24 protein-coding genes and 1 tRNA gene are annotated in these 19,860 nt (G+C 65.1%); 20 read left to right on the forward strand and 5 right to left on the reverse strand.

The annotated features are described in order from the left end of the window. Window positions 1-98: 98 nt before the first annotated feature. The 12 genes from secY (at window position 99) to prfA (ending at window position 7,993) form a co-directional block, all read left to right on the forward strand. Complete coding sequence (gene secY / locus KBY70_RS07040) at window positions 99-1,418, forward strand: preprotein translocase subunit SecY (protein WP_254987935.1); 1,320 nt, start codon at window positions 99-101, stop codon at window positions 1,416-1,418. A 43-nt stretch (window positions 1,419-1,461) separates the two neighbouring features. After that, window positions 1,462-2,022 carry an adenylate kinase gene (locus KBY70_RS07045; protein WP_254987936.1) on the forward strand — a complete coding sequence of 187 codons (561 nt, stop codon included), beginning with the start codon at window positions 1,462-1,464 and terminating at the stop codon, window positions 2,020-2,022. A gap of 65 nt (window positions 2,023-2,087) precedes the next feature. Next, window positions 2,088-2,201, forward strand: coding sequence for a 50S ribosomal protein L36 (gene rpmJ, locus KBY70_RS07050; protein ID WP_006173336.1), 114 nt, complete (start codon window positions 2,088-2,090; stop codon window positions 2,199-2,201). 94 nt (window positions 2,202-2,295) lie between these two features. Then, window positions 2,296-2,661 (forward strand): 30S ribosomal protein S13, encoded by a 366-nt coding sequence (gene rpsM, locus KBY70_RS07055; protein ID WP_094560063.1) that lies wholly within the window; start codon window positions 2,296-2,298, stop codon window positions 2,659-2,661. 138 nt (window positions 2,662-2,799) lie between these two features. Further along, window positions 2,800-3,192 carry a 30S ribosomal protein S11 gene (rpsK, locus tag KBY70_RS07060; protein WP_010311626.1) on the forward strand — a complete coding sequence of 131 codons (393 nt, stop codon included), beginning with the start codon at window positions 2,800-2,802 and terminating at the stop codon, window positions 3,190-3,192. Between the two features lie 56 nt (window positions 3,193-3,248). Beyond that, the gene (locus tag KBY70_RS07065) at window positions 3,249-4,187 is read left to right on the forward strand and encodes a DNA-directed RNA polymerase subunit alpha (protein ID WP_094560064.1); all 939 of its coding nucleotides are present in this window, start codon (window positions 3,249-3,251) and stop codon (window positions 4,185-4,187) included. Window positions 4,188-4,233: 46 nt separating this feature from the next. Next, window positions 4,234-4,584 (forward strand): 50S ribosomal protein L17, encoded by a 351-nt coding sequence (rplQ, locus tag KBY70_RS07070; RefSeq protein ID WP_094560065.1) that lies wholly within the window; start codon window positions 4,234-4,236, stop codon window positions 4,582-4,584. Next, entirely contained in the window at window positions 4,581-5,492 is a 912-nt protein-coding gene (truA, locus tag KBY70_RS07075; RefSeq protein ID WP_254987963.1) for a tRNA pseudouridine(38-40) synthase TruA, read from the forward strand. Before rplQ ends, truA begins: the two co-directional genes overlap by 4 nt. Window positions 5,493-5,577: 85 nt before the next feature. Next, window positions 5,578-6,030: a 50S ribosomal protein L13 gene (rplM, locus tag KBY70_RS07080; RefSeq protein WP_094560067.1), complete on the forward strand. Its 453-nt coding sequence runs from the start codon at window positions 5,578-5,580 to the stop codon at window positions 6,028-6,030. Next, window positions 6,027-6,428, forward strand: a complete 402-nt coding sequence (rpsI, locus tag KBY70_RS07085) for a 30S ribosomal protein S9 (protein WP_094560068.1) — start codon at window positions 6,027-6,029, stop codon at window positions 6,426-6,428. The genes rplM and rpsI overlap by 4 nt, the downstream gene beginning before the upstream one ends. Before the next feature lie 32 nt (window positions 6,429-6,460). Beyond that, a complete protein-coding gene (gene rpmE, locus KBY70_RS07090; RefSeq protein WP_254987937.1) occupies window positions 6,461-6,787 on the forward strand; it encodes a 50S ribosomal protein L31 in 327 nt (108 codons plus the stop codon). A 108-nt stretch (window positions 6,788-6,895) separates the two neighbouring features. Then, window positions 6,896-7,993 (forward strand): peptide chain release factor 1, encoded by a 1,098-nt coding sequence (prfA, locus tag KBY70_RS07095; protein WP_094560070.1) that lies wholly within the window; start codon window positions 6,896-6,898, stop codon window positions 7,991-7,993. Between the two features lie 6 nt (window positions 7,994-7,999). Here the strand turns inward: prfA and KBY70_RS07100 are convergent, their stop codons facing one another. Next, entirely contained in the window at window positions 8,000-8,500 is a 501-nt protein-coding gene (locus KBY70_RS07100; protein WP_094560071.1) for an HNH endonuclease, read from the reverse strand. Window positions 8,501-8,550: 50 nt separating this feature from the next. Here KBY70_RS07100 and alr point away from each other — a divergent pair, with 50 nt between their 5' ends. The 3 genes from alr to KBY70_RS07115 all read left to right on the forward strand — a co-directional run bounded on the left by alr (window position 8,551) and on the right by KBY70_RS07115 (window position 10,551). After that, window positions 8,551-9,768: an alanine racemase gene (gene alr, locus KBY70_RS07105; RefSeq protein ID WP_254987938.1), complete on the forward strand. Its 1,218-nt coding sequence runs from the start codon at window positions 8,551-8,553 to the stop codon at window positions 9,766-9,768. A gap of 18 nt (window positions 9,769-9,786) precedes the next feature. Next, window positions 9,787-9,875, forward strand: a tRNA-Ser gene (locus KBY70_RS07110). A gap of 367 nt (window positions 9,876-10,242) precedes the next feature. Continuing rightward, window positions 10,243-10,551: a hypothetical protein gene (locus KBY70_RS07115; RefSeq protein ID WP_094560073.1), complete on the forward strand. Its 309-nt coding sequence runs from the start codon at window positions 10,243-10,245 to the stop codon at window positions 10,549-10,551. Window positions 10,552-10,637: 86 nt separating this feature from the next. On the opposite strand, the gene KBY70_RS07120 is transcribed toward KBY70_RS07115, so the two are convergent. After that, entirely contained in the window at window positions 10,638-11,585 is a 948-nt protein-coding gene (locus KBY70_RS07120) for a serine hydrolase (protein ID WP_254987939.1), read from the reverse strand. A 65-nt stretch (window positions 11,586-11,650) separates the two neighbouring features. Between KBY70_RS07120 and KBY70_RS07125 the strand changes: the two genes are divergently transcribed. Both KBY70_RS07125 and KBY70_RS07130 read left to right on the forward strand, forming a co-directional pair. Continuing rightward, entirely contained in the window at window positions 11,651-12,391 is a 741-nt protein-coding gene (locus KBY70_RS07125) for a C40 family peptidase (protein WP_261356001.1), read from the forward strand. Window positions 12,392-12,415: 24 nt separating this feature from the next. Continuing rightward, on the forward strand, window positions 12,416-13,417 hold the full coding sequence (locus tag KBY70_RS07130) for a glycosyltransferase family 2 protein (RefSeq protein WP_094560075.1): 1,002 nt from the start codon (window positions 12,416-12,418) through the stop codon (window positions 13,415-13,417). Here the strand turns inward: KBY70_RS07130 and KBY70_RS07135 are convergent. Then, the gene (locus KBY70_RS07135; protein WP_143592862.1) at window positions 13,366-13,848 is read right to left on the reverse strand and encodes a HEAT repeat domain-containing protein; all 483 of its coding nucleotides are present in this window, start codon (window positions 13,846-13,848) and stop codon (window positions 13,366-13,368) included. The genes KBY70_RS07130 and KBY70_RS07135 overlap by 52 nt on opposite strands. Window positions 13,849-13,938: 90 nt before the next feature. Here KBY70_RS07135 and KBY70_RS07140 point away from each other — a divergent pair, with 90 nt between their 5' ends. From KBY70_RS07140 to KBY70_RS07150, 3 genes are all read left to right on the forward strand, one after another. Further along, window positions 13,939-14,055, forward strand: a complete 117-nt coding sequence (locus tag KBY70_RS07140) for a photosystem I reaction center subunit VIII (protein ID WP_094560077.1) — start codon at window positions 13,939-13,941, stop codon at window positions 14,053-14,055. A 48-nt stretch (window positions 14,056-14,103) separates the two neighbouring features. Continuing rightward, window positions 14,104-14,595, forward strand: a complete 492-nt coding sequence (locus tag KBY70_RS07145; RefSeq protein ID WP_094560078.1) for a photosystem I reaction center subunit XI — start codon at window positions 14,104-14,106, stop codon at window positions 14,593-14,595. A gap of 142 nt (window positions 14,596-14,737) precedes the next feature. Beyond that, window positions 14,738-15,085, forward strand: a complete 348-nt coding sequence (locus KBY70_RS07150) for a hypothetical protein (protein ID WP_254987941.1) — start codon at window positions 14,738-14,740, stop codon at window positions 15,083-15,085. A gap of 126 nt (window positions 15,086-15,211) precedes the next feature. On the opposite strand, the gene psaB is transcribed toward KBY70_RS07150, so the two are convergent. Next, complete coding sequence (gene psaB / locus KBY70_RS07155; protein WP_094560080.1) at window positions 15,212-17,419, reverse strand: photosystem I core protein PsaB; 2,208 nt, start codon at window positions 17,417-17,419, stop codon at window positions 15,212-15,214. A gap of 19 nt (window positions 17,420-17,438) precedes the next feature. Continuing rightward, the gene (gene psaA / locus KBY70_RS07160; RefSeq protein WP_254987942.1) at window positions 17,439-19,742 is read right to left on the reverse strand and encodes a photosystem I core protein PsaA; all 2,304 of its coding nucleotides are present in this window, start codon (window positions 19,740-19,742) and stop codon (window positions 17,439-17,441) included. Window positions 19,743-19,860 lie beyond the last annotated feature (118 nt).

Below are 19,860 nucleotides of genomic sequence, written 5' to 3' on the forward strand. Positions count from 1 at the left end.
CTTGCGGGCCTCCGCCCTAAGGTCTGAGCCGTCCAGCTGGATCCCGGGACCCCCCAGGATTCAGCGGACGGTTTTTTTCATGCCCACCTCACGCCGCCATGCTTGTTAGCCGGGGTCGCAACCCCAGTGCTGGGGAAATCCTCAGCCAACTGATCCAATCAAAGGGCCTGCGCGACCGGGTGCTCACCACCCTCGGCCTGTTGCTGCTGGTGCGGCTGGGCATCTACATCCCGATGCCAGGCATCGACCGGGTGGCCTTCCAGGAGTTTCTCTCCCGGGGGGGCCAGCTGATCGGCTTCCTCGACATCTTCACCGGGGGCGGCCTCTCCACCCTGGGTGTGTTTGCCCTGGGGATCCTGCCCTTCATCAACGCGTCGATCATCATCCAGCTGCTCACCGCAGCCCTGCCCCAGCTGGAGGACCTCCAAAAGAACGAAGGGGAGGCCGGTCGCCGCAAGATTGCCCAGATCACCCGCTACGTGGCCCTGGGCTGGGGAATCCTGCAGAGCACGGTATTTGCCCTGATCCTGCGCCAGTACGCCACCGAGGGGCTCTCGGAGCCCGTGTTTGTCATCCAAACGGCCCTGGCTCTCGTGACCGGCTCAATGGTGGTGATGTGGATCAGCGAAGTGATCACCGAACGGGGCATCGGCCAGGGCGCGTCCCTGGTGATCTTCGTCAACATCGTGGCCACCCTGCCCAAGGCCCTGGGCTCCACCATCGAACTGGCCCAAAGCGGCGACCGCAGCACCGTGGGCGGCATCGTCGTGCTGGTGCTGGTGTTCCTGCTCACGATCGTTGGGATCATCTTTGTGCAGGAGGGCAACCGCCGCATCCCGATCGTCAGTGCCAAGCGCCAGGTGGGCGGCGCTGGGGTGCTCTCGGCACGCCAGAGCTATCTGCCGCTCAAGCTCAACGCCGGCGGCGTGATGCCGATCATCTTTGCTTCAGCGGTGGTGTTCCTGCCGCTGACCATCGCCAACATCACTCGCAGCCCCTGGCTGATCCAGCTGGCGGGCTACCTCAACCCCAACAGCAGCACGCCCTGGCTCTACGCCCTGGTGTTCTTCGCCCTGATCTGCGGCTTCGGCTTCTTCTACGCCTCGCTCACAGTCAATCCGGTGGACATCGCCACCAATCTCAAGCGCAGCGGCGTGGCCATCCCCGGCGTGCGCCCCGGCTCAGCCACGGCCAACTACCTCAGCGGTGTTCAAAACCGCCTCACCCTGCTGGGTGGTGTCTTCCTCGGCGCCGTGGCGATCATTCCCTCGGCCGTGGAAGGGGCAACCCAGGTGCGCACCTTCCAGGGCCTGGGGGCCACCTCCCTGCTGATCCTGGTGGGCGTGGCGATCGACACCGCCAAACAGGTGCAGACCTACGTGATCTCCCAGCGCTACGAAGGCATGGTGCGGCAGTAACCGCACGCCCTTCGGCACCCCGACCTCTGTTTTCAGTCCCGCCATGAAGCAACGTCTCCTGTTCCTCGGCCCCCCCGGAGCTGGCAAGGGCACCCAGGCCGAGCAGCTGGCCGCCGACCGCAACCTTCTGCATCTCTCCACTGGCGATCTGCTGCGGGCCGAAGTGGCCGCCGGCAGCGCCCTGGGTCAGGAAGCGGAGGCGGTGATGGCCCGCGGGGAGCTGGTGAGCGATGCGCTGGTGCTGGCGATCGTGCGCAGTCGCCTGGAAGCCCAGGCGGCCAGCGGGGGCGGCGGCTGGCTGCTGGATGGCTTCCCGCGCAACCTCGCCCAGGCGGAATCCCTGGGGGTGCTGCTTGACGAGCTGCAGCAACCGATCGAGCTGGTGGTGCTGATGGAGCTGGATGACGCCGTGCTGATCCAACGTCTGCTGGGCCGGGGCCGGGCCGACGACAACGAGACCGTGATCCGCCATCGCCTCGAGGTGTACCGCGAGCAGACCGCACCCCTGATTCGCTATTACCAAAGCAAAGGCCTGCTTCAGGCCGTGGAGGCCAACGGCACCGTGGAGACCATCGCCGAACGGATCACGGCGTTGCTGGGCTGATGCCCAAGAAGTGGTTGACCCGTGTGATAGGTTGTCGGTTTGCAAATTCGGAGAGCACAACGCCCATGAAGGTGCGTGCCTCAGTCAAGAAAATGTGCGACAAGTGCCGGGTGATCCGTCGCCACGGCCGGGTGATGGTGATCTGCACCAATCCCAAGCACAAGCAGCGCCAAGGCTGATCAGCCTTAGCCAGCCCCGCCTGGGGGCCAGCTGTATCCATGTTTATCCCGCTCCGCTTTGGCGGCGCGTCTTGCCCCCTCATCGATTTCCCACGTGGCTCGGATTGCCGGCGTTGATATCCCTCGCGAAAAGCGCGTTGAGATCTCCCTCACCTATGTGTATGGCATTGGTCTCACCCGTGCCCAGAAGATCCTGGCGAAAACCGGGGTCAACCCGGACACCCGGGTGAAGGACCTCAGCGACGCCGACGTTCAGAAACTGCGCGGGGCCGCTGAAAGCTTCACCCTCGAAGGCGACCTGCGTCGGCAAGAGGGCATGGCCCTCAAGCGCCTCCAAGACATCGGTTGCCTGCGGGGCCGTCGTCACCGCATGGGCCTGCCCGTCCGGGGCCAGCGCACCCGCACCAATGCCCGCACCCGCCGCGGTGCCCGCAAAACCGTGGCCGGCAAGAAGAAGTAAGGCGCCTCCCCCTTCCTCAATGCCCCCCTCGCCCTGCCGCCTCTTGCTCCAGCAGCCCAGACCTCCTGCGTCCGGCGTCACCAGAGCGACCCCCTTCACGTTCTTTGATCACCTCCTGCACCAGCAGGCCTTTCCGCCATGGCAAAACCAGCCAAGAAATCCGGCGCCAAGAAGACGAAGCGCAACGTCCCCAATGGTGTGGCGCACATCCAGAGCACCTTCAACAACACGATCGTGTCCATCACCGACACGGCCGGCGAAGTGATCTCCTGGAGCTCGGCCGGAGCCAGCGGCTTCAAGGGCGCCCGCAAAGGCACCCCCTTTGCTGCCCAAACCGCCGCCGAGGCCGCCGCTCGACGCGCCCTTGAACAGGGGATGCGCCAGATCGAAGTGCTGGTGCGGGGCCCCGGCTCCGGCCGTGAAACCGCCATTCGCGCCCTGCAGGTTGCGGGCCTGGAGATCACCCTGATCCGCGACGTGACTCCCCTTCCCCACAACGGCTGCCGCCGCTCCAAGCGCCGTCGTGTCTGATTCGTCGTCTCGTGCTTGCCCCCGAGGCTTCTTCCAACCTTTCGACCCTTCAGAACGTGCTGCATTACCAAATTGATCGGATCGAGCATCAGGTCGCCGAAGACCGGTCCCAGACCGGCACCTTCCTGATCGGCCCGCTCGATCGCGGCCAGGCCACCACCCTCGGCAACGCCCTCAGGCGCGTCCTGATCGGCAGCCTTGAAGGCAGTGCCATCACCGCCGTGCGCATCTCCGGCGTCAACCACGAGTACGCCACCGTTCCTGGCGTGCGCGAAGACGTGCTCGACATCCTGCTGAACTGCAAGCAGATCTCGGTGAACAGCCGCAACCGCGAGCTGGAAATCGGCCGACTGGTTGTGAATGGCCCTGCCACCGTGACTGCCGCCGACCTGCAGTTCTCCTCACAGGTGCAGGTGATCGACGGTGATCGCCTGATTGCCACCGTGGCCGAGGGCCACAGCCTCGAGATGGAAGTGCATGTGGAGCGCGGCGTCGGCTACCGCCCCGTCGATCGCCACAGCGAAGACACCAGCGCCATCGACCTGCTTCAGATCGATGCGGTGTTCAAGCCCGTGCGCCGGGTCAACTACACGGTGGATGAAACCGCTGTTGGCGAAGGCGGCTCCGCCCGGGAGCGGCTGCGCCTGGAGATCGAAACCAACGGCAGCGTCACCCCCGACGACGCCATGGCGCAGGCGGCCAACCAGCTGATCGCGCTGTTCCAGCCCCTGGCCAGCCTCACCATGGTGGAAGAGCCCGGCCTGGAGCCGGAACCCTCCGCCGAGGCCCAGATTCCGCTTGAAGAGCTCAACCTCTCCGTGCGGGCTTACAACTGTCTGAAGCGCGCCCAGGTCAACTCCGTGTCTGATCTGATGGGCTTCAGCTACGAAGATCTCCTGGAGATCAAAAACTTCGGCTCCAAGTCAGCCGATGAGGTGATCGAAGCGCTGGAGCGCATCGGCATCACCCTGCCCCAGAGCCGCACCAGCGCCTGATCGGCGGCCCCGTTTTCCGACACGCCACCTCACCAGCCCCAGTCCCATGCGACACCAGTGCCGAGTCCCCATGTTGGGACGCCCCGCCGACCAACGCAAAGCGATGCTGCGTGGACTCACCACCCAGCTAATCCGCGAAGGTCGGGTGACCACGACCAAAGCCCGCGCCAAGGCCCTTCGCGACGAGGCCGAGCGCATGATCAGCCTGGCCAAGGACGGCAGCCTTGCGGCCCGCCGCCGCGCCATTGGCTACATCTACGACAAGCAGCTGGTGCACGCCCTGTTTGACAAGGCCCAGGAGCGCTACGGCGAGCGTCAAGGCGGCTACACCCGCATCATCCGCACCGTGCCCCGCCGCGGCGATAACGCCGAGATGGCCATCATCGAGCTGGTCTGACCCGCTCCGGACCGTCCCTGCGCCGCATCGCCCTCTGCCTGCAATACGACGGCGCGGCGTTCTGCGGCTGGCAGCGGCAGCGCAACGCCCCCAGCGTGCAGGAAACCATCGAGGCGGCGATCGCCGCACTGGATCCGCTGGGGCCTGGTCGCACCATGGCGGCGGGCCGCACCGACACCGGCGTGCACGCAGCCGCCCAGGTGGCGCACTTCGACGCCGCCGGGCCGATCCCACCGGAGCGCTGGGCCAAGGCGCTGAACGGGCGGCTCCCCCGCTCGATTCGCATCCGGGCGGCCGCCGAGGTGCCCGACACCTGGCACGCCTGCTTCAGTGCCAGCTACCGGCGCTACCGCTACACGATCCACAACGCCCGCACCCCCAATCTGTTTCTGGCTCCCTGGAGCTGGCATCGCTACCAGCAGCGGCTCGACGACCAGGCCATGGCCCAAGCCCTTGAGGCCATGCTGGGTGAACACGATTTCTCGGCCTTCCAACGGGCCGGCAGCCGCCGCGCCCACGGCCGCACCACCCTCCAGGAGGTGCGCCTGGAGCGCCAGGGCGACCTCATCACCGTGGAGCTACAAGCCAGCGGTTTCCTCTACGGCATGGTGCGCCTGGTGATGGGCCAGCTCGTGGCCATTGGGGAAGGCCGGCTCAGCGGCGAGGCCTTCGAACACCGCTGGCGCGAGTGCCGGCGGGCCGAGGTGAAAGAGGCGGCGCCCCCCCAGGGCCTGTGCCTGCTGCGGGTGGGCTATCCCACTGAGGTCTTCCCCAGAGCCGCCTGGTATGATTGCCAACCGCGGTTTCAGCTCGAGACATCCGATTCACCGGATCTCCAGCCTGCTTCAGCCGTCCAGTCCGCACATCCAGCGCCGCCGCCGTCCGGGGGAGCGCAGGCCAAGCGGTAAGGTCACTGAATCCGGGCACTGGGTTGTGTTCTACGACCAGCTGTCCTGCCCCAACTTCCGGCCTGCCGGTGCCTGATCAGGCGAAATGAACAAGACCCCCCTGCCCTCCATTGATTCCCTCGACCGCCAGTGGTATCTGGTGGACGCTGAGAATCAGACCCTCGGTCGCCTGGCGAGCGAAGTGGCCCAGGTGCTGCGCGGCAAGAACAAGCCCTGCTACACCCCCCACCTCGACACCGGCGACTTTGTGATCGTCATCAACGCCGACAAGGTGAAGGTGAGCGGCAACAAGCCGACCCAGAAGATCTACCGCCGCCACTCCGGTCGCCCAGGCGGTATGAAAACCGAGACCTTCGCCCATCTGCAGGCCCGCATTCCTGAGCGGATCGTGGAGAAGGCCATCAAGGGCATGCTTCCTCACAACGCCTTGGGGCGTCAGCTGTTCCGCAAGCTGAAGGTTTACAAGGGCACCGAGCATCCCCACGCTGCCCAGCAACCCCAGGTTCTCGCCCTCGATCCCGCCACTGCCGCCCAATGAGCACCAACAAAGTCGTCTACTGGGGTACGGGTCGTCGCAAGACCGCCGTCGCCCGCGTGCGTGTGGTGCCCGGCAACGGCACTGTCACCATCAATGGTCGCCCTGGCGACAACTACCTCAACTACAACCCCGTCTACCTGGCAGCCGTCAAAGCTCCCCTGCAGACCCTCGGTCTGGCAGCCGAATACGACCTGCTGGTGAACGTGCGCGGCGGTGGCCTGACCGGCCAGGCCGATGCGATCAAGCAGGGTGCTGCCCGCGCTCTCTGCGACCTCTCGCCAGACAACCGCAAGCCGCTCAAGACGGAAGGCCACCTCAGCCGTGACCCCCGCGCCAAGGAGCGTCGTAAGTACGGCCTGAAGAAAGCCCGTAAGGCGCCTCAGTTCTCCAAGCGCTGATTTCCTGTTCACGCCATCAGCCCCTTTTCGTCATGCCCAAGGCCGACATCCATCCCACCTGGTACCCCGATGCCAAGGTGATTTGCAACGGAGAGGTGGTGATGACCACCGGCTCCACTTCGCCTGAGATCCACGTCGACGTGTGGAGCGGCAACCACCCCTTCTATACCGGCACCCAGAAAATCCTCGACACCGAGGGGCGGGTGGATCGCTTCATGCGCAAGTACGGAATGGGCGGTGCCGATGCAGCAGGCTCGAGCTCCGGTGCCAAAAAAGAAGCCAAGAGCGCAGCCGCAGCCGACGCTCCTGCTGCCGAAGCTCCTGCTGCCGAAGCCACTGCAGTGGGCGCCGAAGCCTGAACCCAAGTCAGGCCTGCGTTCGCTTGAATCCCAATCCCCCGGCCGGGTGCTTTCGGGCATCCGGTTTTTTGTTGTCTGGAGCCCTACCGGACCCGTTCCGCACCGCCGATGGATCTCTCCCTGCTGCATGAGCGCCTAGACACGGCCCGCCGCACCTTCGAGACACTCGAGCGGCAGCTGGCTGATCCCGCCGTAGCGGCCAACCCCAGCCAGCTCCAGGCGATCGCCCGCGAGCGCGCGCGACTGGAACCCCTGGTGCAGGATCACCAGCAGCTCCAGAAGCTCGAGCTGGAAGAGCGCGAAGCCCGCGCCCTGCTGAAGCAGCACCGCGGCGATGCCGCCATGGAAGAGCTCGCCACTGAAGAGCTCGCCAGCCTGGGCGAGGCCATCGCCGGTCTCCGCGACAAGCTCACCCTCGCCCTGTTGCCCCGCGATCCCCGCGACGAGCGCAGCGTGATGCTGGAAATCCGTGCCGGGGCCGGCGGCGATGAAGCGGCCATCTGGGCGGGCGATCTGGCCCGCATGTACGAGCGCTACGCCCAGAGCGTGGGTTGGCGCGTGGAGCCAGTGAGCGCCTCGGAAGCCGAACTCGGTGGCTACAAGGAACTGATCCTGGCCATCAAAGGCGAGGGGGTGTTCAGCCAGCTCAAATTTGAGGCCGGCGTGCACCGCGTGCAACGGGTGCCCGCCACGGAATCCCAGGGACGGGTGCACACCTCCACCGCCACCGTGGCCGTGATGCCCGAAGCCGATCCCGTGGAGGTGCAGATCGATCCCACCGAGATCGTGATCAGCACCGCCCGCTCCGGGGGGGCCGGCGGCCAGAACGTCAACAAGGTGGAAACGGCCGTGGATCTGCTGCACAAACCCACCGGCATCCGGGTGTTCTGCACCCAGGAGCGCTCCCAGCTGCAGAACCGCGAACGGGCTCTGGAGATCCTGCGGGCCAAGCTCTACGAGCGCCAACTGGCCGAGGCCAATGCCCAGGAGCGCTCCGCCCGGTTGGCCCAGGTGGGCAGCGGCGACCGCAGCGAGAAGATCCGCACCTACAACGTCAAAGACAACCGCACCACCGACCACCGCCTGGGCCGCAACTTCTCGCTCGAACCCGTGCTCAACGGCCAGCTGCAAGACCTGATCGGGGCCTGCATCGCGGCCGATCAGAGCCGCCAGCTCGAGGAGTTGGCCGAACAGATGACCCGCTGAGCCAGCTCAGGCGCCGATCACATACTTGGCCCACTCCCCATGGCGGCCCGCCGAGATCTGACGACTCGCTTCAAACGTGAGGCTGCTCAAGGGACGATGGGGCTGCCGGATCAGGGGCATGCCGGCTTCCCGGGGGGTGCGGTTGCCCTTGCGGACGTTGCAGGGCAGGCAGGCCGTGGTGACGTTCTCCCAGGTGTCGAGACCACCGCGGCTGCGGGGCACCACATGATCCACCGAGAGCTGCTCGGCGCTGATGCCGCAGTATTGGCAGCGATGGCCATCGCGGTGGAAGAGGTTGCGGCGGGTGAGTGGCAGTTGCTTGTACGGCACCCGCACGTACTGACGCAGCCGGATCACCGTGGGCAACCAGGTATCGTCGCGAATCCAGCGAGCAGGATCATGCTCGAGCCCCTCCGCCTTGCCCTTGAGCACCATCACCAGGGCGCGACGCCAGGTGGTGATGTTGAGGGGTTCGTAGGACGCATTCAGAACGAGAACGTGGCCCATGCCAGCACCCGTGATGGGCGGCATGCTAGGCGCAATCTTCCGTTTCATCCGTGACCCAGGCCACCAGGGCCAGCTGGAGCACCGCGGCCCCTGAGGCCGGGCTGGCCCGCCAGCGGGCCTGGGTGGAGGTGGACACCGAAGCGATCAGCGCCAACGCCCGCAGCCTCAAGCGCTGCATCGGCGCCAACACCAGCCTGATGGCGGTGGTGAAGGCCGATGGCTATGGCCATGGCTCCATCCCAGTGGCCCGGGCCGCCCTGGCCGGCGGAGCCAGCCAATGTGGCGTGGCCACCCTGGCCGAAGGTATCGAACTGCGCCGGGCCGGAATCGAGGCACCGATCCTGGTGATGGGCAGCCTCACCCAGGCGGAGGAGCTGCGCAGCTGTCTGCATTGGCAGCTGATGCCCACCATCAGCGGCATGCGCGAGGCCCTGCTCTGTCAAAACCTCGCCAGCGATCAGGGCCAAGCCATGGCCTTGCAGCTCAAGCTCGACACCGGCATGGCGCGCCTGGGGGTCGATTGGCAGGAGGGGCCCAGGCTGGCGGCGGCGATCGCCGAGCTGGAGGCGGTGCAGCTGGCAGGGGTTTACTCCCACCTCGCCAGCGCCGATGCGGCACCGGGCGACGACGATGGCCTCACGGCCCAGCAGCAGCAGCGCTTCAACACAGTGCTCCAGGCCCTGCGCAACCAGGGCCTGGAGAGCGGCAGCCGCCACCTGGCCAATTCCGCTGGCACCCTGCGCAGTGCGGGGCTCCACTACGACCTGGTGCGCGTCGGCCTGTCCCTCTACGGCCATAGCCCTGCGCCCCACCTCGCCGGTGTCACCCAGCTGGAGCCCGCCATGACCCTGCACGCCCGGGTGAGCCTGGTGCGGGAGGTGGGATCCGGAGTGGGGGTGAGCTACGGCCACCGCTTCCGCACCAGCCGGCCCAGCCGGCTGGCGGTGGTGGGCATCGGCTATGCCGATGGCGTGCCCCGGCAGCTGTCCAACCAACTTGAAGTGCTGTTTGCTGGCCAACGCCTGCCCCAGGTAGGGGCCATCACCATGGACCAACTGGTGCTGGATGCCACCGACTGCCCGGCGCTGGAGGTGGGCTCGGTGGTGACCCTGCTGGGACAGGACGGCGACGACCAGATCACCCCCAGCGACTGGAGCGACCACTGCCAGACCATCCCCTGGGAGATCCTGTGCGGCTTCAAGCACCGTCTGCCACGCCTCACCGCGGCCCAGGCCGCCTGGGAGGGCCCCATCGACGGGGCTCACTGATAAGCTCGTCAAGCTGCTGGAGAGGTGGCTGAGTGGTTGAAAGCGGCTCCCTGCTAAGGAGTTACAGGAGGCAACTTCTGTCGAGGGTTCGAATCCCTCCCTCTCCGTTGAAAACTGGTTTGAGGAGGGTGCGTCCCCTCCCGAAACCGGCCAGCCTCGCGATCCCAAGGGCGACGCCTCGGCAAGCAGGCCAGCCAAGCAGGACTGTTCAGACGCGGCAGAACACCAGCAGATGCTGGCTTACGTCGACACCTGAATCAGGTACGCCTCAGGAAACTCAGGGCCTGGATTGTGGCGAGAGGAAAAGCGACGCTCGCATGAGGCGCCCGAACTCAGCAATCACCAAATAGCCTTCACCTCGGCGAGGAAAGCCACTGCGCAAAACTATTCAATCAACGCACCAAGGCCCGCCGTGGGCGGAAAAAATGCCTATTCACGGGAAAGCGCTATAAGTGGCTTAGCTCTTAAGCAGTCGTGGCGCTGTTCCAGTGGATAGCAGTATCCAAGCACCAGGACCTTCTGAGAAACTTCGTCGGCGCTGTTGAACAATTGGGCCTGGAGATAGACCCAGAATTCTCCAGCAGCGTTTCGATCTACGCCAGGGAGCAGGCAAGCACCAGGACCCCTGCCAATGCTCGTGTAACTGTCATCATCTCCGCCACCAACGGATCAAAAGACGAGTTCCAGATTGAGGTCAGAAGCTCCGAACCCATGCTCAAGCGGGGGACGAGATGCGAGCAGATTGCCACTGATCTCAAGGCCATCCTTCTCTCGAAGGCATAGGACGCGACGCCCGATCAACCCAACGGAATCAAGAGCGCGATTTCAGCAGGACCAGCAGCAGCCTCGGCCTCTCCCAGGTGAGCCACTCAAATGGCGCTGGCCGCGGCCAAACGAGCGGCAATTTCAGGCAAGAGGCGGGTGTCCCGTGCGCAGGCCTCGCCCTCCGAGAAAATCACCAACAGAAATGGGGCCGCCCGGCCCCCGTCCTGTGGCGCTGGCGGTTCCACATAGGCCGCATCGTGCCGCGCCTGGCTCATCCAGCCCGCTTTGCTCCAGAGCTGAGCCGATGGCGGCAGCCCTTCACCAATGAAGCCATCCACCTGGTTTTCAGGATCCGCGGCCCGTTGCGCCGGATCCAGGCTGCGGGCCAGGAGTGCGCGCATGCGCGCACAGGCGGGAGGGGACACCAGCGCCGAAGCGATCACCGCCTGCAGCAGCCGAGCCACCGCATCGGTGCTGAGGCGATTGCGGTTATCCAGCTGTTCGCCATAAAACTCCCGCTCGCGGCCGTAGGGGCCGTCTCCCCAGGTTTTCTGGCAGGCATTGCAGCCCTGGAGCTCGGGCCAGTCGAGCTCTGCCAGCCAGCGATTCACCAACTGGCGCTGCTCCACCCACGCGGCCATGCGCCGGGGCGGCAGCGCCGGACCACTGGTGGTGCCAGTGAGCAGATCCAGCACCAGGCCGGTCGCGTCATTGCTGGAATCGCGGATCATGTCGGCGAGGGCGCGGCGCAGCTCAGGCGTGTCGATCAGCAGATCGCTCTGACGCCAGGCTTCCGCAGCCACCAGATACACCAGCTTCACCACACTGGCGGGATAGCGCCGACGATCGCCCGCCCAGCTGGCGCCCTGCACCGGCAGACCCCAGAACTGCGCCTGGGCCAGATCGGCAGCGCGCGCGATCAGCGATTGGTCGTAACGCACCCAGGTGATCGAAAGGTGCTGGGCCAACCCTGGCCTCCCCTCCAACTCCAGGGCTCGAACCAGGTCGGCCAGGATCTGGCCCATGGCCGGATCGGGGCTGTAGAACGCCATCACCACCGGCCACGTTGTGGCGAGATACAAGTGTGGCGAGATTAGGCAGCGTCCATCCAATCCCCTTGGCCCTAGGCGCCCCGACGGCGCCTGAATGGCTCCTCGCCGGCACGATCTGGCGCCTCACCGCCGCCGTGGATCTGCACAGCCAGCCCCAGGGCAAGGGCCTCGCCACCCAGGCCTGGGTGGGCCGCCACCTGCAAATCCTCACCAGCCCACAGCCGGGGGGGGATCGGCGCCTGCGGGTGCGCTTGCTCGAGGATGGTTACCCGGGCTGGCTGGAGCCCACGGCACTTCTGGGAGCAGCGGTGGCCAGCGGCCGCCCGCAGCCCGAACGGCTCGCGCGCAGCGCCATTGCCCGGCGGCTGCCGCTGGTGCTGGGGTTTGCGGAGGCCGCACGGCAGCAGCCGAACACCTACCTGTGGGGCGGCAGCCTGGGCCCTGATTACGACTGCTCCGGCCTGGTGCAGCGGGCCTTTGCCAGCGCCGGCATCTGGATCCCGCGGGACGCCTACCTGCAGGAGCGCTTCTGCCAGCCGGTAGCGGTGCAACCCGGCCAAACCCAGCTGCTGGCCCCCGGCGACCTGATTTTCTTCGGCACGCCCCAACGCTGCACCCATGTGGGCCTGCACCTGGGTGGGGGGCGCTACCTGCACAGCTCCGGCATTGCCCATGGCCGCAATGGCGTCGGGCTCGACGACCTCGCGCCCCACAACCCCCACCCGGTGGCGCGTCATTACCGGCTGGAACTGCGCAGCGCCGGCCGTGTCATGCACAGCCATGACGGCAGCCCCCTGCCCGCCTAGGTTCGCCGCAAGAACAGGAGAACGATGAACCAGTTGGCGCCGGATCAACCCATTCCGGAACGTCTGGATCTCTCCGTGGTGGTGCCCCTCTACAACGAGGAGGAGAGCCTGCCCCAACTGGTCGAGCAACTGCTGGCCGCGGTGCGGCCCCTGGGGCTGGCCTTTGAGTTGGTGCTGGTGGACGACGGCTCACGCGACGACACCGCCGGCGTGCTGAGCCGGCTGACCGCCACGGCGCCCGAGCTGGTGGCCGTGCTGTTGCGCCGCAACTACGGCCAAACCGCCGCCATCGCCGCCGGATTCGATGCCAGTCGCGGGGCTGTGCTCGTCACCCTCGATGGCGACCTCCAAAACGACCCCGCCGATATCCCCTTGCTGCTCAGCGAGCTCAACCGGGGCTACGACCTGGTGAGTGGCTGGCGCCACCAGCGCCAGGATGCGGCCATGCAACGCCTGCTGCCCAGCCGAATCGCCAACCGCCTGATCGCCCAGGTGACCGGAGTGCGGCTGCACGACTACGGCTGCTCGCTTAAGGCCTACCGGCGCGAAGTGGTGAGCGACCTCAACCTCTACGGCGAGCTGCACCGCTTCCTGCCGGCCCTGGCCTTCATCGAAGGAGCGCGGATCAGCGAAGTGAAGGTGAACCACCACCCCCGGCGCTTTGGCGAGAGCAAATACGGGCTTGATCGCACCTTCCGGGTGCTGATGGACCTGCTGACGGTGTGGTTCATGAAGCGATTTCTGACCCGACCGATGCACGTGTTCGGCTTCGGCGGGCTCGCTGCCATGGGGGTGGGCCTGCTGATCGGCCTCTGGCTCGTGGGCGAAAAGCTCCTGTTGGGCAACGACATCGGCGATCGCCCCCTACTGCTGATGGCTCTGCTCAGTTTTCTGACGGGTGTGCAACTGTTCTGCTTTGGCCTGCTGGCCGAGCTCCAGATGCGCACCTACCACGAAAGCCAGGGCCGGCCGATCTACCGGGTGCGGGCCACATTGCGGGGCAACGGCAACTGCAGCGGTGGCTGAAGGCCGGATCCACAGGTACGGCCACGGAAGCGCTCCATGGCGCGGGCCGCTGCCTGGACCACGGCTGGATCGACGTCGCGTAGGCCACGGGCCAACAGGGGCAGGCTGGCCCGCTGACCCCAAACGCCCGCCGCTTCGATGGCAGCCAGGCGCTCGCGTGCAGGCCCTCCCAACTGAAGGCTGAGAGCCCTCAGGAAGAGCGCTCTCTCGCGGGCCGTCATGGGCAGCGGCCGGGATCGTGCAGCCAGCCCATCAGCCTCTGTCAACGCGGCAGGCTCGGCGCCACCTGCCACCAAAGCAATCTGGGCCCGGTTCAAAGCCGCCACGGCCTGCGAATCGAGGGCAAGCCCCAGGGTCGGGCGACGACGGGCCAACAACCAGAACGAGGCAGCCACGATGGCCGCAACGGCGGTCAGCAAAGACGGGGGCATGGATTGAACTTTTATGTCGCCCCTGCAGGGGCATTGGGGCCCCTTTGGGGGAGCTCCCTACAGTATTGATGGTTGCTATTGGCCCGTGCCATGACTGGAGAATTCGCTGCCGCTTGGATGCCCTCGGTGTTCGTACCCCTTGTGGGAATCCTCGGCCCAGCCTTGGCCATGACCCTGCTGTTCAACGTGATCGAAGCCAGCGACTGAGCTCCAACCGGAGCCGTTGCCCTGCCTCACCGCTTTCCCCCCGCCACCATGACTGTGACCCCCGTGGCCGACCCCTGTGTCGGCAATCTGGCCACCCCCGTTAACAGCAGCTACTTCAGCAAGGCCTTCCTGAACGCCCTGCCGGCCTACCGCCCGTCGCTCTCGCCCAACCGCCGGGGACTGGAAGTGGGCATGGCCCATGGCTTCTTCCTCTACGGACCATTCACGATCTGCGGGCCGCTGCGTCTCACCGAGTACGCCAGCACCGCTGGCCTGCTGGCCACCATCGGCCTGGTGTCGATCCTCACGGTGTGCCTGTCGATCTACGGCACCGCGGGTAACGGACCCAACATCCAGCCCGCTGACGCCACCATCGACAACCCTCCCGCCGACCTGTTCACCAAGGCAGGCTGGGCTGAATTTGCCAGCGGCTTCTGGCTCGGCGGTTGCGGCGGCGCCGCTTTTGCCTGGTTCCTGGCCGGCACGGCCATCGTGGCTCCGCTGGTCAACATCGCCGGCGGCGTCTGGAGCGTCGGCTGAGCCTCAGCCGCAAAGCCCAGCCATCCCAACAGGCCCCAGCCCCGCTTCGGCGGGGCTTTTTTGATGCGTGGGTGCACGGGGAGCGATCAGCGCCAACATTGGCGCAGCCCCGATGCCCGATGGTGCGATGCCAGACGATTCCATGCCAAGCCGCAATCACCAGCGCAGGCTGCTGCCGTTCAGCCTGGCGCTCGTGGGCAGCGGCGTCCTGCTCGCGGCCTGCCAGAAAGGTGGTCCCCAGTTGCCGGCACAACCAACGCTGCCGGCCCCAAATGCAGCTGGACAACCCCAGGCGGATCAACAGGCTGAAGCAGCCAAGCTGGCGCAGCAACGGATCGAGCAAGCAGCCCTGAAGCAAGGCTGGAGCGCAGGTCACCGCGCCACCGTGACCTGCCTACAGGGAGAACGCGCCCAGACCGACGGCAATGAGCTGCGCTGCGAAGACCAGGCCTACGTGGAGCAGAACTACAGATCAACCAACAACCGCTAAACCATGGAGGGGCAACCCGCTGAGCCGTGCATCTCGGTTCATCGCCCCCCCCATGAAAGCCAATAAAAAACCCCGGCTTGTGCCGGGGTTGGTTCGTCCCTCAAGGAGAAGGCAAGGGCTAAAGGATTAGCCGAACTTGCCCGAGGTGGAGGCGATCAGGAAGGCGGCGTACGTGAGGATGTAGCCGATCGTGAAGTGGGCCAGGCCCACCACGCGAGCCTGAACGATCGAGAGAGCGACAGGCTTATCGCGCCAGCCCACCAGGTTGGCGAGCGGAGTGCGCTGATGCGCCCAAACGATGGTCTCGATCAGTTCCTGCCAGTAACCGCGCCAGGAGATCAGGAACATGAAGCCGGTGGCCCACACCAGGTGACCGAACAGGAACATCCAGGACCAAACGGCCAGGTTGTTGCTGCCAAACGGGTTGTAGCCGTTGATCAGCTGGGAGGAGTTGAGCCACAGGTAATCGCGGAACCAGCCCATCAGATAGGTGCTGGATTCGTTGAACTGAGCCACGTTGCCCTGCCAGATGGCGAGGTGCTTCCAGTGCCAGTAGAAGGTCACCCAGCCCACGGTGTTCAGGGCCCAGAAAACCGACAGATAGAAGGAATCCCAAGCCGAGATGTCGCAGGTGCCGCCACGGCCGGGGCCGTCGCAGGGGAAGGAGTAGCCGAAGTCCTTTTTATCGGGCATCAGCTTGGAGCCCCGGGCATCCAGGGCACCCTTCACCAGGATCAGGGTGGTGGTGTGCAGACCCAGCGCAATGGCGTGGTGCACCAGGAAGTCGCCAGGACCAATGGGCAGGAACAGGTCGTTGCCGCCATTGATGGCATCAATCCAGCCAGGCAGATACACAGCACTGGCAGTGCTGGCCGCGCTTGCGGAGTTGGAGAGCAGCACATCCATGCCATACATCGCCTTGCCGGAAGCGGCTTGGACGAACTGGGCAAAGACGGGCTCCACCAGGATCTGCTTCTCGGGGGTCCCGAAGGCGACAACCACGTCGTTGTGGACGTAGAGACCCAGGGTGTGGAAACCGAGGAACAGGGAGACCCAGCTCAGGTGGCTGATCAGGGCTTCCTTGTGCTCAAGCATCCGAGCCAACACGTTGTCCTTGTTGGCTTCCGGGTCGTAGTCGCGAATGAAGAAGATCGCACCGTGGGCGAACGCACCGCACATCAGGAAGATGGCGATGTACTGGTGGTGGGTGTACAGCGCAGCCTGCGTTGTGTAGTCCTTAGCGATGAACGCGTAGGACGGCATCGCATACATGTGCTGGGCCACCAGGCTGGTGACCACACCCAGAGCTGCCAGAGCCAGGCCGAGCTGGAAGTGCAGCGAGTTGTTGATCGTGTCGTAGAGACCCTTGTGGCCGGCGCCGAGGTCACCAGGGGTGCCCTTGGGCGGGTTGTGGGCTTCGAGGATCTCGCGAATCGAGTGGCCGATACCGAAGTTGGTCCGGTACATGTGGCCGGCGATCACGAAGATGCAGCCGATCGCCAGGTGGTGGTGGGCGATGTCCGTGAGCCACAGAGCTTCCGTCTGGGGGTGGAACCCGCCGAGGAAGGTGAGGATCGCGGTGCCGGAGCCTTCAGCCGTGCCGAACTGTTGATAAACAGTGTCGGGGTTCTGGGCATAGACACCCCAGTTGCCGGTGAAGAACGGAGCCAGACCAGCGGGGTGCGGGAGCACAGAGAGGAAGTTGTCCCAACCCACGTGCTGACCACGGGCCTCAGGGATGGCCACGTGAACCAGGTGACCGGTCCAGGCGATGGAGCTGAAACCGAAGAGCACCGCCAAGTGGTGGTTCAGCCGGGATTCAGCGTTCTTGAACCAGGCCAGGGAAGGCCGGAACTTAGGCTGCAGGTGGAGCCAGCCAGCGAACAGAGCCCAGGCCGACAGGATCATCATGAAGATGGAACCCTGATAAAGCTCGGCGTTGGTTTTCATCCCGATCGTGTACCACCAGTGGTACAGACCCGAATACGCAATGTTCACCGGAGAGGAGGCGCCCGCCTGGGTGAAGGCGGCAATCGCGCCCTGGCCGAAGTGGGGATCCCAGATCGCGTGAGCGATGGGACGGACATGCAGCGGATCGGCGACCCACTGCTCAAAGTTGCCCTGCCAGGCGATATGGAACAGGTTGCCCGAAACCCAGAGGCCAATGATGGCCAGGTGACCGAAGTGGGTGGAGAACAGCTTTTGGTAAAGCCGCTCCTCGGTCATGCCGTCGTGGCTCTCGAAATCGTGAGCCGTGGCAATGCCGTACCAAATACGGCGGGTTGTCGGGTCCTGTGCCAGACCCTGGCTGAACGAAGGAAATTTCGTTGCCATTGGGAAAGGTCAGGAAAGGTCAGCCGACCGCGACGATGCGGGCCAGGAAAAATGCCCAGGTTGTTGCGATACCGCCCAACAGATAGTGAGCGACACCGACGGCACGACCCTGGGTGATGGAGAGCGCCCGCGGCTGGATGGCGGGAGCAACCCTCAGCTTGTTGTGAGCCCAGACGATGGACTCGATCAGCTCTTGCCAGTAGCCGCGGCCACTGAACAGGAACATCAGGCTGAAGGCCCAGATGAAGTGGGCTCCCAGGAACATCAGACCGTAAGCACTGGAGCTCGAGCCGTAGCTGTTGATCACCTGTGCGGCCTGGGCCCAGAGGAAGTCCCGCAGCCAACCATTGATGGTGATGGCGCTTTGGGCGAAGTTGCCATTGGTGATGTGCTGGACGCTGCCGTCAGCGTTGACGGTGCCCCACACGTCGCTCTGCATCTTCCAGGAGAAGTGGAAGATGACGATCGACAGGGAGTTGTACATCCAGAACAGGCCGAGGAACACATGGTCCCAAGCCGACACCTGGCAGGTGCCGCCACGGCCGGGGCCGTCGCAGGGGAAGCGGAAGCCCAGATTCGCCTTGTCGGGGACGAGGCGGGAGCTACGCGCATACAGCACACCCTTGAGCAGGATCAGCACCGTCACGTGAATCGTGAAGGCGTGGATGTGGTGGACCATGAAGTCGGCCGTTCCCAGGGGGATCGGACCAGCGGCCACCTTGCCACCCACCGCCACAACAGCGCCGTTGAACACTTCGCTCACCCCCGCCAGGGCGTTGGGAGCGGTGCTTCCGGCAGCGGCGGCGTGCAGACCCTGAATCCACTGCGCGAAGACAGGCTTCAGGGCAATGGCGGAGTCGCTGAACATGTCCTGGGGACGACCCAGGGCACGCATGGTGTCGTTGTGGATGTAAAGGCCGAAGCTGTGGAAGCCGAGCCAGATGCACACCCAGTTGAGGTGGCTGATCAGGGCGTCGCGAGCCTTGAGCACCCGGTCGAGCACGTTGTCGACGTGCCTGGCGGGGTCGTAATCGCGAATCATCGCGATGGCGGCGTGGGCGCCGGCTCCGACGATCAGGAAGCCACCAATCCAGGTGTGGTGGGTGAAGATCGACAGCTGGGTGGGGTAGTCGATGCCGATGTATGGATACGGAGGCATCGCATACATGTGATGGGCCACGATGATGGTCAGCGAGCCCAGCAGAGCAAGGTTCACCGCCAGTTGGGCGTGCCAGCTGGTGGTCATGAACTCGAAGAGTCCGTCATGACCATTGGGAGCAGGGAACAGCAGGGGATCACCCTTCTGACCCTCGAGGATCTCCTTGATGCTGTGGCCAATGCCCCAGTTGGTGCGGTACATGTGGCCAGCCACGATGAACAGCACCGCGATCGCCAGATGGTGATGGGCGATGTCGGTCATCCACAGGCTGCCGGTCACAGGATTCAGACCACCCTTGAAGGTGAGGAAATCGCTGTAAGCCGCCCAGTTGCCGGTGAAGAAGGCTGAGATGCCCGCCCCGAAACCGGGGAACAGCTGGGCAATCACGTCCTGGTTCAGGAACTCGTGGGGCAGGGGGATGTCTGCATAGGTGGCGATGGTCTTGCCATTGAGCACCAGCGGCTGGCCGGCGTCGATCGCTTCCATCAGCGCATTGGTGGGCAGGGACACATGAAGAAGGTGTCCTGTCCAAGACAGGGATCCCAAGCCGAGCAGGCCAGCCAGGTGGTGGTTGAGCATCGACTCAACGTTCTGGAACCACTCGAGCTTGGGGGCTGCTTTGTGGTAGTGGAAGACGCCCGCATTGAGCATCAGCCCGGCCATCACCAGCGCGCCGATGGCCAGGGCCAGCAGCTGGGTTGTGTTGGTGATGCCCCAGGCCCTCCACACATGGAAGAGTCCGGAGGTGATCTGAATGCCGTGGAAGCCGGCACCCATATCGCCATTAAGGATTTCCTGGCCAAAGATCGGCCAAACCACCTGCGCCGAAGGCTTGACGTGCAGGGGATCGGTCAACCAACCGGTGTAGTTGGAGAAGCGCGCTCCGTGATAGAAGGCGCCGCTTAGCCAGATGAAGATGACGGCCAGGTGGCCGAAGTGAGCCGAAAAGATCTTGCGAGAGACCTCTTCGAGATCACTCGTGTGGCTGTCGAAGTCGTGAGCATTGGCGTGGAGGTTCCAAACCCAGGTGGTGGTTTTGGGACCTTTGGCAAGGCTGCGATCGAAATGGCCGGGCTTGCCGAACAGTTCGAAGGTGGCCGGAACGGGGTTCCGGTCGACCATGGCCTTCGCCTTTTCCCCACGCTCTGGTGGGCTGATGGTCATCGAGACGTTCCTCGAGGGACGGGGTCGAGGTGGTGGGTCCACCCCTGCAGCAGACCGGGAGGCCTGCTGTTGGGCCCCATGAACAACCGGCGACCGAGGCCTCCGGAGTCATGGGCAC

The sequence above is a fragment of the Cyanobium sp. ATX 6E8 genome (assembly GCF_024346335.1).
Lineage (GTDB): Bacteria > Cyanobacteriota > Cyanobacteriia > PCC-6307 > Cyanobiaceae > Cyanobium_A.

Coding starts and splice junctions, on each gene's coding strand:
- secY (WP_254987935.1), top strand. CDS start 99: ATGCTTGTTAGCCGGGGTCGCAACCCCAGTGCTGGGGAAATCCTCAGC.
- KBY70_RS07045 (WP_254987936.1), top strand. CDS start 1,462: ATGAAGCAACGTCTCCTGTTCCTCGGCCCCCCCGGAGCTGGCAAGGGC.
- rpmJ (WP_006173336.1), top strand. CDS start 2,088: ATGAAGGTGCGTGCCTCAGTCAAGAAAATGTGCGACAAGTGCCGGGTG.
- rpsK (WP_010311626.1), top strand. CDS start 2,800: ATGGCAAAACCAGCCAAGAAATCCGGCGCCAAGAAGACGAAGCGCAAC.
- rplQ (WP_094560065.1), top strand. CDS start 4,234: ATGCGACACCAGTGCCGAGTCCCCATGTTGGGACGCCCCGCCGACCAA.
- rplM (WP_094560067.1), top strand. CDS start 5,578: ATGAACAAGACCCCCCTGCCCTCCATTGATTCCCTCGACCGCCAGTGG.
- rpsI (WP_094560068.1), top strand. CDS start 6,027: ATGAGCACCAACAAAGTCGTCTACTGGGGTACGGGTCGTCGCAAGACC.
- rpmE (WP_254987937.1), top strand. CDS start 6,461: ATGCCCAAGGCCGACATCCATCCCACCTGGTACCCCGATGCCAAGGTG.
- prfA (WP_094560070.1), top strand. CDS start 6,896: ATGGATCTCTCCCTGCTGCATGAGCGCCTAGACACGGCCCGCCGCACC.
- KBY70_RS07100 (WP_094560071.1), bottom strand. CDS start 8,500: ATGGGCCACGTTCTCGTTCTGAATGCGTCCTACGAACCCCTCAACATC.
- KBY70_RS07120 (WP_254987939.1), bottom strand. CDS start 11,585: ATGGCGTTCTACAGCCCCGATCCGGCCATGGGCCAGATCCTGGCCGAC.
- KBY70_RS07130 (WP_094560075.1), top strand. CDS start 12,416: ATGAACCAGTTGGCGCCGGATCAACCCATTCCGGAACGTCTGGATCTC.
- KBY70_RS07135 (WP_143592862.1), bottom strand. CDS start 13,848: ATGCCCCCGTCTTTGCTGACCGCCGTTGCGGCCATCGTGGCTGCCTCG.
- KBY70_RS07140 (WP_094560077.1), top strand. CDS start 13,939: ATGACTGGAGAATTCGCTGCCGCTTGGATGCCCTCGGTGTTCGTACCC.
- KBY70_RS07145 (WP_094560078.1), top strand. CDS start 14,104: ATGACTGTGACCCCCGTGGCCGACCCCTGTGTCGGCAATCTGGCCACC.
- KBY70_RS07150 (WP_254987941.1), top strand. CDS start 14,738: ATGCCAAGCCGCAATCACCAGCGCAGGCTGCTGCCGTTCAGCCTGGCG.
- psaB (WP_094560080.1), bottom strand. CDS start 17,419: ATGGCAACGAAATTTCCTTCGTTCAGCCAGGGTCTGGCACAGGACCCG.
- psaA (WP_254987942.1), bottom strand. CDS start 19,742: ATGACCATCAGCCCACCAGAGCGTGGGGAAAAGGCGAAGGCCATGGTC.